7 protein-coding genes are annotated in these 7,970 nt (G+C 77.0%); 6 read left to right on the top strand and 1 reads right to left on the bottom strand.

Annotation, left to right across the window (positions count from 1 at the left end):
• The first annotated feature begins 15 nt into the window (after positions 1 to 15).
• Positions 16 to 1,983 (top strand): 2-oxoglutarate dehydrogenase, E2 component, dihydrolipoamide succinyltransferase, encoded by a 1,968-nt coding sequence (gene sucB, locus ABQ292_RS18145; protein ID WP_369208963.1) that lies wholly within the window; start codon positions 16 to 18, stop codon positions 1,981 to 1,983.
• Between the two features lie 50 nt (positions 1,984 to 2,033).
• Positions 2,034 to 2,945 (top strand): TIGR01777 family oxidoreductase, encoded by a 912-nt coding sequence (locus tag ABQ292_RS18150; protein ID WP_369208965.1) that lies wholly within the window; start codon positions 2,034 to 2,036, stop codon positions 2,943 to 2,945.
• 10 nt (positions 2,946 to 2,955) lie between these two features.
• Here the strand turns inward: ABQ292_RS18150 and ABQ292_RS18155 are convergent, their stop codons facing one another.
• Positions 2,956 to 4,743 carry a serine/threonine-protein kinase gene (locus tag ABQ292_RS18155; RefSeq protein ID WP_369208967.1) on the bottom strand — a complete coding sequence of 596 codons (1,788 nt, stop codon included), beginning with the start codon at positions 4,741 to 4,743 and terminating at the stop codon, positions 2,956 to 2,958.
• Positions 4,744 to 4,861: 118 nt separating this feature from the next.
• On the opposite strand from ABQ292_RS18155, the gene ABQ292_RS18160 reads away from it, so the two are divergent.
• From ABQ292_RS18160 to ABQ292_RS18175, 4 genes are all read left to right on the top strand, one after another.
• A complete protein-coding gene (locus ABQ292_RS18160) occupies positions 4,862 to 6,106 on the top strand; it encodes an NAD(P)/FAD-dependent oxidoreductase (protein ID WP_369208969.1) in 1,245 nt (414 codons plus the stop codon).
• Complete coding sequence (locus tag ABQ292_RS18165) at positions 6,106 to 6,840, top strand: Type 1 glutamine amidotransferase-like domain-containing protein (RefSeq protein WP_369208971.1); 735 nt, start codon at positions 6,106 to 6,108, stop codon at positions 6,838 to 6,840. The genes ABQ292_RS18160 and ABQ292_RS18165 overlap by 1 nt, the downstream gene beginning before the upstream one ends.
• A 74-nt stretch (positions 6,841 to 6,914) precedes the next feature.
• Complete coding sequence (gene lipB / locus ABQ292_RS18170; RefSeq protein WP_369208973.1) at positions 6,915 to 7,574, top strand: lipoyl(octanoyl) transferase LipB; 660 nt, start codon at positions 6,915 to 6,917, stop codon at positions 7,572 to 7,574.
• An 11-nt stretch (positions 7,575 to 7,585) separates the two neighbouring features.
• Entirely contained in the window at positions 7,586 to 7,969 is a 384-nt protein-coding gene (locus ABQ292_RS18175) for a PPOX class F420-dependent oxidoreductase (protein WP_369208975.1), read from the top strand.
• Position 7,970 lies beyond the last annotated feature (1 nt).

Genomic DNA, 7,970 nt, shown 5'->3' on the forward strand with positions numbered 1-7,970 from the left:
AGGAGCCCTCCCCCGATGCCGACCTCCGTCACCATGCCCGCCCTGGGCGAGAGCGTCACCGAGGGCACGGTCACCCGATGGCTCAAGCAGGAGGGTGAGCAGGTCGAGGTCGACGAGCCTCTCCTCGAGGTCTCGACCGACAAGGTCGACACCGAGATCCCCTCGCCGGCCGCCGGTGTGCTCAGCAGGATCCTCGTCTCGGAGGACGAGACGGTGGAGGTCGGCGCCGAGCTCGCCGTCATCGGTGGCGAGGGCGACGGCGACGGCGGTGCTGCTGGCGCGGGTGCCACTGGCGGCGGTGCCGCCGACGGTCCGGCGTCCGCCGATGACACGACGACGCCGCAGACCCCGGTCGACCAGGTCGAGGACGCCGGCCCCGGGTCGGCGGACGAGCAGCAGCCGGAGCCGGTCGCTGCAGCTCCGACCGGCGACGGCGGCCAGGGCGGCGGTCAGGGTGGTGGCGAGGGGACGCCGGTCACCATGCCGGCGCTCGGCGAGAGCGTCACCGAGGGCACCGTCACCCGCTGGCTGAAGGCCGTCGGCGACGAGGTCACCGCCGACGAGCCGCTGCTCGAGGTCTCCACCGACAAGGTCGACACGGAGATCCCGGCGCCGGTGTCGGGCACGCTGCTGTCGATCTCGGTGAACGAGGACGAGACGGTCGAGGTCGGCGCCGAGCTTGCCGTGATCGGCAGCGGCGCCGCCGGCGGTGGCGCCCCCGCCCCGGCCGCTGCGGCTCCCGCCGCGCAGGAGACGCCCCAGCAGGAGACGCCCCAGCAGGAGACGTCCCAGCAGGAGACGTCGCAGCAGGAGACGTCGCCCGTGAAGGCGGCGCCGGCTCCGTCGGCGCCGCCCGGCGCCCCTCCCTCGGTCCCTGCCGGCGCCGACTACGGCTCCGGTGCGGCCGAGACCGTCGCCGAGCAGCAGAAGTCCCCGCCGACGCAGCCCTCCCCCACGCCGGCCGCCGCAGCTCCGTCGACCCCGGCCCCGGCTGCTCCGACACCCGCCCCGGCCGACGGTGCCGGCACCTACGTCACCCCGCTGGTGCGCCGCCTGGCCGCCGAGCACGGGGTCGACCTGACCTCCGTCACCGGCACCGGCGTCGGAGGGCGGATCCGCAAGCAGGACGTGCTGGCCGCCGCCGAGCAGGCCGCTGCCCCTGCCGAGGCCCCGGCCGCCGCGGCCGCCCCGGCGTCCGCTCCGGCTGCCGCCGGCCGTCCGGCCACGCCGTCCCCGGCGGCGCAGCAGGACACGTCGCTGCGCGGCCGCACGGAGAAGATGTCCCGCCTGCGCAAGGTCATCGCCCAGCGCATGGTCGAGTCGCTGGCGGTCAGCGCGCAGCTGACCACCGTCGTCGAGGTCGACATCACCCGGATCGCCAAGCTCCGCGACCGGGCCAAGCGGGACTTCCAGGCCCGCGAGGGCGTCAAGCTCTCGTTCCTGCCGTTCTTCGCCAAGGCGGCGGTCGAGGCGCTCAAGGCCCATCCGTCCGTGAACTCGTCGGTGGACATGGAGGCCGGCACGGTCACCTACCACGACGCGGAGAACCTCGGCGTGGCCGTCGACACCGAGCGAGGCCTGTTGGTCCCGGTCATCCACGGGGCCGGGGACCTCAACATCGCCGGCCTCGCCCGCAAGATCGCCGACCTCGCCGAGCGGACCCGCATCAACAAGGTCACCCCGGACGAGCTCGGTGGCGGCACCTTCACGCTGACCAATACCGGCAGCCGGGGCGCCCTGTTCGACACGCCGATCATCAACCAGCCGCAGGTGGCGATCCTCGGCACCGGCTCGGTGGTCAAGCGCCCGGTCGTCGTGCAGGACCCCGATCTCGGCGAGGTCATCGCCGTCCGGTCGATGGTCTACCTGGCCCTCTCCTACGACCACCGGATCGTGGACGGCGCCGACGCGGCCCGCTTCCTCACCACGGTCAGGGAGCGGCTGGAGGCCGGTCAGTTCGAGGGCGACCTCGGGCTCGCCTGATCCCTCCCGGTCGGGCCCCGGCGTGCATGCTGCGGGCAACGAGGAGGGTCATGAAGATCGCGGTCACCGGCGCCTCCGGCCTCATCGGCTCGGCGCTGGTCCCGGCCCTGCGCGCCGACGGCCACGAGGTGCTCCGGCTCGTCCGCCGCACCCCGAGGACCGCCGACGAGCACCGCTGGGACCCCCACCACCGGCAGATCGGCCCGGCGGTGCTGCGTGACGTCGACGCCGTGGTCAACCTCGCCGGCACCCCCATCCAGCCGCGCCCCTTCACCGAGGCCTACCGGCAGGCTCTGCTGACCAGCCGCCTGGACAGCACCGGGACCGTCAGCGAGGCGCTGGCGGCCGCGGTCGCCGCGGAGCCCACCCGGCCGCGCGTGCTGCTGTCGGCCTCGGCGGTCGGCTACTACGGCGACACCGGAGACCGGGTCACCGACGAGCAGGCTCCCCCTGGCGAGGACTTCCTCGCCCGCCTCTGCGCGCAGTGGGAGGAGGCCACCCGCCCCGCGGCCGACGCCGGCGTGCGCGTGGCCACCCTGCGCACCGGGCTGGTCATCGACCGCGGCGCGATGCTGGTGAAGGTGCTGGGCACGGTGTTCCGCACCGGTCTCGGAGGCCGGATGGGCACCGGCCGGCAGTTCTGGCCGTGGGTCAGTCTGGCCGACGAGATCGGCGCCATCCGCTTCCTGCTCACCGCCGACGACGTCTCCGGTCCGGTCAACCTCACCGGCCCCGAGCCGGTGCGCAACGCCGAGTTCGTCCGGGACCTCGCCCGGGCCGTGCACCGCCCGGCGGTGTTCCCGGTGCCCGCCGTGGCCATCCGGCTCGCGCTGGGCGAGTTCGGGCGGTCCAGCGTCCTCGGCGGTCAACGCGCCGTCCCGGCCCGGCTGCAGGCCGCCGGCTACCGGTTCACGCACCCCGACCTCCCCTCGGCGCTGCACGCGGCGCTCCGCCGGCGCTGAGCGCCGGAGCTCACGTCAGCCGCCCGGCCGACTCGATCCGCCAGCCCGCCGCCGTGCGGACCAGCTGCAGCGCGACGGCGACCTCCCCACGGCCGGCCTCGGCACGGCGGGCCGGACCGTCGGGGTCCGCCGCGGCGACGACCTCGTAGGCCGGCCACCCGTCGACCACCCGCACCGTGGCCCGTCCGTCGGCGGTGGGACCCGCGGTGAGGCTGACCTCGACCACCGCGGGACGGAAGCCGCGGAGCACCTCCCCCGCGGCCGCGAGCCCCGCCAGGTAGGCGCGGTCGGCCTCCAGGAGCGGGCTGTCGGCGGTGTACACCTCCTCCAGCCCCGCCGCCGAGCCGGTGGAGAGGGCCTCGGCGCGGCGGTCGTACAGGTCGGTGAGGACCGGCGTCCAGTCGGCGCCGGCGGCGGGGTCGGACTCGGTACCGGGTGCCGGTGGGACCGGTGGGACCGGTGACCGGACCGGCGTCGGGGTCCCGGGGTCCGGGGACGCGGTCACCGGGGGGACCTCAGCCGTCGAGGGTGCCGCGTCCGGTGCCGGTGCCGGTGCCGGTGCAGTCCCGGTCGACGACGCACCCGGCGCGGCGGCCGGGGACGAGGTCGCCGACCCCAGCGGCGCCCCGGCCCCCGCCGTCGTCGCCGCCGGACCCGACCGGCTCCACACCAGGCCGATCCAGATGGCGCCGACGACGAGGGCGACCAGGCCGACCGCCGCCACCGCGCGCCGCACGAGCGACCCGGACAGCCGGACCGCGGGCGTCCGTCGCCGCGCCGGCCGGACCTCCCGCGGATCCGGCCGCCGGTGCCGCCCGGGCACCTGGTGGGTGAGCTCGGTGCGCGGCCCGCGGCCGGTGCGGGCCAGGTCGGCGTCGGGCACGCCGGCCACGGGGAGCCGCACCGGCTCGGGACGGCAGGCGTGCCGCAGGTCCAGGGCGAGGGCCGCCGCCGAGCCGCGGTCGTGCGGGTCCGGCGACAGCCCGCGCGCGACCACCTCGAGCAGCGCGGGCGGGACACCGGGAGCCAGCTCGGCCAGGTCGGGCAGCTCCCCCGCCGCGGCGACGGCGAGTGTGTCGGCGGGGCTGGCCGCGTTCCACGGTGCCACCCCGGTGAGGGCGTGGAACGCCGCGGCGGCGACGCCGAACACGTCCGACGCCGGACCGGGCGCCGCTCCGCGCGCGACAGCGGGGTCGACGTAGGCGGGCGTCACCTCACCGGCGGCGTCCTCACCCAGGACCCGCGCCACCCCGAGGTCGGTGAGCACCGGCCGCCCCTCGGCGGTGAAGACGACGTTCCCCGGCGAGAGGTCGCCGTGGACGACGCCCTGCTCGTGGGCGCAGGCCAGCGCGGCCGCCACCGGCGCCAGTGCCGTGACCACCTCCCCGGGCCGCAGCCGGCCGCGCCGCGCCAGCAGCGCCGCGAGGCTCCCGCCCTCCAGCAGGTCGAGGACCAGGGCCACCCGGGCGGGACCACCCCGGCGCGGCTGGTGCACGACCTCGTGCAGCCGGACGAGGTGCGGGTGGTCGAGCGCACCGAGCAGCGCCGCCTCCCGGGCCTGCCGCTCGGCGTCCCCGGCGACGAGGACCTTGACCGCCACGGCCGCCCCACCGGCGCGCGGTCGCGCCCGCCACACCTCCCCGGAGCCACCGCGGCCGAGCAGCCGGTCGAGCCGGTAGCCGGGGACGACCGGCGGCACCGGGTCGCCCGGGCGGTCGACGGCGGACGCGTCGGGATCCGGGGTGTCGGGATCCGGGGTGTCGGGATCCGGGGCGTCGGGGTCCGGGGAGGCGGGCACGACCGGGACGGTAGGGCCATCGGCCGCCCGGCCGCTCCGGCTGTCCACAGGCTGCCGCGGCGTCCACACACCCGCCCCGGACGGGTGGGCAGCCCGCGCTCCGCCTAGGTTCGAGGCCATGCCGCTGCCCGCCCGTGCCGAGGTCGTCGTCGTGGGCGCGGGCCTGGCCGGCCTGTCCGTGGCCACCCGGCTGGCCGCCGCCGGGTGCGACGTCCACGTCCTGGAGGCCGCCGGGCACGCGGGAGGCCGGCTGGCCACCGACCGGGTCGACGGGTTCGTGGTCGACCGTGGCTTCCAGGTGTTCAACACCGGCTACCCGCGCGCGGCCGACCTCGACCTCGACGCCCTCGACCTCGGGTACTTCGTGTCGGGCGCGGTCGTGCGGGTGGAGGGCCGGGCGCACCGGGTGGTCGACCCCCGCCGCCGGCCCACGGCCCTGACGGACACGCTGCGCGCCCCGGTCGGGTCCCTGCCACGCAAGGTGGCCATCGCGGCCTTCTCCGCGCGGGCGGGGTACTGGCCGGTGCCGCGGCTGCTGTCCACGCCGGAGACGACCGCGGCCGAGCACCTGGCCCGGGCCGGGGTCGGGACGACGGCGCTCGAGCGGTTCTTCGGGCCGTTCCTCGCCGGCGTGCTGCTGGAGGACCGGCTGGAGACGTCGAGTCGCTACCTCGACCTGCTGTGGCGCAGCTTCGCCCGCGGCGCCACGGGTCTGCCCGCCCGCGGGATCCAGGCCGTCGGCGAGCAGCTGGCCGCCCGCACCGGCGCGGAGCGGGTGCACCACGGCGTCCGCGTCACCGGGGTCTCCGGGACGTCGGTCACCAGCGACGCCGGGCAGGTCCGCGCCGACGCCGTCGTGGTGGCCACCGACCCCGACACCGCGGCCGCGCTCCTGCCCGCCGTACGGACGAGCGCCCCGCGGCAGGTGACCACCCACTACCACGTGCTGCCGGCCTCCCCCTGGTCCGAGCCGCTCATCGTCCTGGGCACTCCCGGCGGGCGGCTGGTCAACAGCGTGGTGCTCACCGATGCCCAGCCCGCCTACGCCCCCGACGGCCGCGCCCTGGTGGCCAGCAGCTCGCTGGCGCCGACCCGGGAGGCCGACGTGCGGGAGGAGGTTGCCCGGCTGCACGACGTCGCCTCGACCGACCTCGGGCACCTGACCACCGTCACGGTCACCGGCGCCCAGCCGGCCGCCCTGCCGCCGCTGCACCTGCGTCGCCCGGTCGACCTCGGCGGCGGCCTGTTCGTGTGCGGCGACCACCGCGACACCCCGTCCATCCAGGGCGCCATGGCCAGCGGCCGGCGCACCGCTGCGGCGGTCCTGCGCGCGCTGCGGCCGACCACCGCCGGAGCCGCCTGATGCCCGCCACCGCGCCCACCATCCTGGCCACCAGCATCGGCTTCGATTCCCGTGGCCGGGGCCCCTACGACTGGGCACCGGGGCCGGTGTTCGACCTGGCCGTCGACCTCGCCGGCGCCCCCGAGCGACCGCGACTGTGCTACCTGGGCACCGCGACCGGCGACGACCCGGTCCGGGTGGCCGGCGTCTACGGCGCCTTCGCCGGCGGCGCCGTGCGGGTCAGCCACCTGAGCCTGTTCCCCATGCCGACCGTGCCCGACGCGCGGGCCCACCTCCTGGCCCAGGACGTCATCTGGGTCGGCGGCGGCAGCGTGGCCAACCTGCTGGCGGTCTGGCAGGTGCACGGGCTCGGCGAGGTGCTGGCCGAGTGCTGGCGGGCCGGCGTGGTGCTCGGCGGTGTGTCGGCCGGGTCGCTGTGCTGGCACGTCGGCGGCACCACCGACTCCTACGGCCCCGACCTGCGGCCGGTCACCAACGGCTTGGGGCTGATACCGACCTCGAACGGCGTGCACTACGACTCCGAGGAGCAGCGCCGCCCGCTGTACCACCGGCTGGTCGCCGACGGGACGCTGCCTGCCGGGCACGCCACCGACGACGGGGTCGGGCTGGTGTACCGCGGCACCGCCCTGGTCGAGGCGGTGGCCGACCGGCCCGGCAGGGCCGCCTACCGGGTGGAGCGCGGGCCCGACGGCGCCGCGGTCGAGAGACGGCTCGAGCCCCGCCGCCTGCGCTAGGTGGCCCCGTCCCGGGTCCCGCCCCGGCCCGGGAGGGGTGGGGAGGACGGGGTCCTTTCTCTAGGCTGGGAGCCGTGACTGAGCTGCGCGTCGTCCGGGCCGGCACCGTCCCCTACGAGGAGGCCTGGGCGCGCCAGCGGGAGATCCACGCCGCCCGGGTGGCCGGGGAGGGCCCCGACACCCTGCTGCTGCTGGAGCACCCGTCGGTCTACACCGCCGGCCGGCGCACCGAGCCGCACGAGCGCCCGGTCGACGGCACCCCGGTCGTCGACGTCGACCGCGGCGGCAAGATCACCTGGCACGGTCCCGGTCAGCTGGTCGGCTACCCGATCGTCGCGCTGCCCGACCCGGTCGACGTCGTCGCGCACGTCCGCCGGCTCGAGGACGCGCTGATGGAGGTCTGCGCCGGCCTCGGCGTGCAGACCCAGCGGGTCGACGGGCGCAGCGGCGTCTGGCTCCCCGCCGACGCCCCTGGGCCACAGAGCCGGTTCCGTCCCGAGCGGAAGATCGCCGCGATCGGGGTCCGGGTGGCGCGCGGCGTCACCATGCACGGCTTCGCGCTCAACTGCGACCCCGACCTCGGGGCGTTCGGCGCCATCGTCCCGTGCGGCATCGTCGATGCGGGGGTCACCTCGCTGTCGGCCGAGCTCGGCCGCGACGTCCCCGTCGCCGAGGTCGTCGACGCGGTGGAGGCGGCGGTGCGCCGGGTCCTCACCCTGGCGCCGGCCGCCTGACCGGGACCGGCATGGCCGAGCTGCCGCACAGCACCTACGTCAGCCTGACCACCTTCCGCCGCACCGGGGAGCCGGTCCCGACGCCGGTCTGGGCCGCACCCGACGGCGACGCCCTCGTCGTCTGGACCCGTGCCGACTCCGGCAAGGTCAAGCGGCTCCGGCACACCGCCCGGGTGACGGTGGCGCCATGCGACATCCGCGGCCGGGTGCACGGCCCCGCGGTCGAGGCGACCGCCGGCTTCGTCGACCGAGCCGAGTGGCCGCAGGCCCTCACGGCGCTGCGCCGCGCCTACGGGTGGCGGTTCCGGGCCGGGTACGTCACCTCCCGGCTGTGGACCCGCCTGACGAAGCCCGGCACTCAACGGCACGAGCTCCTGCGTATCCGCCCCTCCTAGC

The organism is Geodermatophilus maliterrae, from assembly GCF_041018925.1.
In the GTDB taxonomy this organism is placed as follows: domain Bacteria; phylum Actinomycetota; class Actinomycetes; order Mycobacteriales; family Geodermatophilaceae; genus Geodermatophilus; species Geodermatophilus maliterrae.

Bases quoted from the DNA above. Each gene is read 5' to 3' on its own strand.
- sucB (WP_369208963.1), top strand. From the start codon at position 16: ATGCCGACCTCCGTCACCATGCCCGCCCTGGGCGAGAGCGTCACCGAG.
- ABQ292_RS18150 (WP_369208965.1), top strand. From the start codon at position 2,034: ATGAAGATCGCGGTCACCGGCGCCTCCGGCCTCATCGGCTCGGCGCTG.
- ABQ292_RS18160 (WP_369208969.1), top strand. From the start codon at position 4,862: ATGCCGCTGCCCGCCCGTGCCGAGGTCGTCGTCGTGGGCGCGGGCCTG.
- ABQ292_RS18165 (WP_369208971.1), top strand. From the start codon at position 6,106: ATGCCCGCCACCGCGCCCACCATCCTGGCCACCAGCATCGGCTTCGAT.
- ABQ292_RS18175 (WP_369208975.1), top strand. From the start codon at position 7,586: ATGGCCGAGCTGCCGCACAGCACCTACGTCAGCCTGACCACCTTCCGC.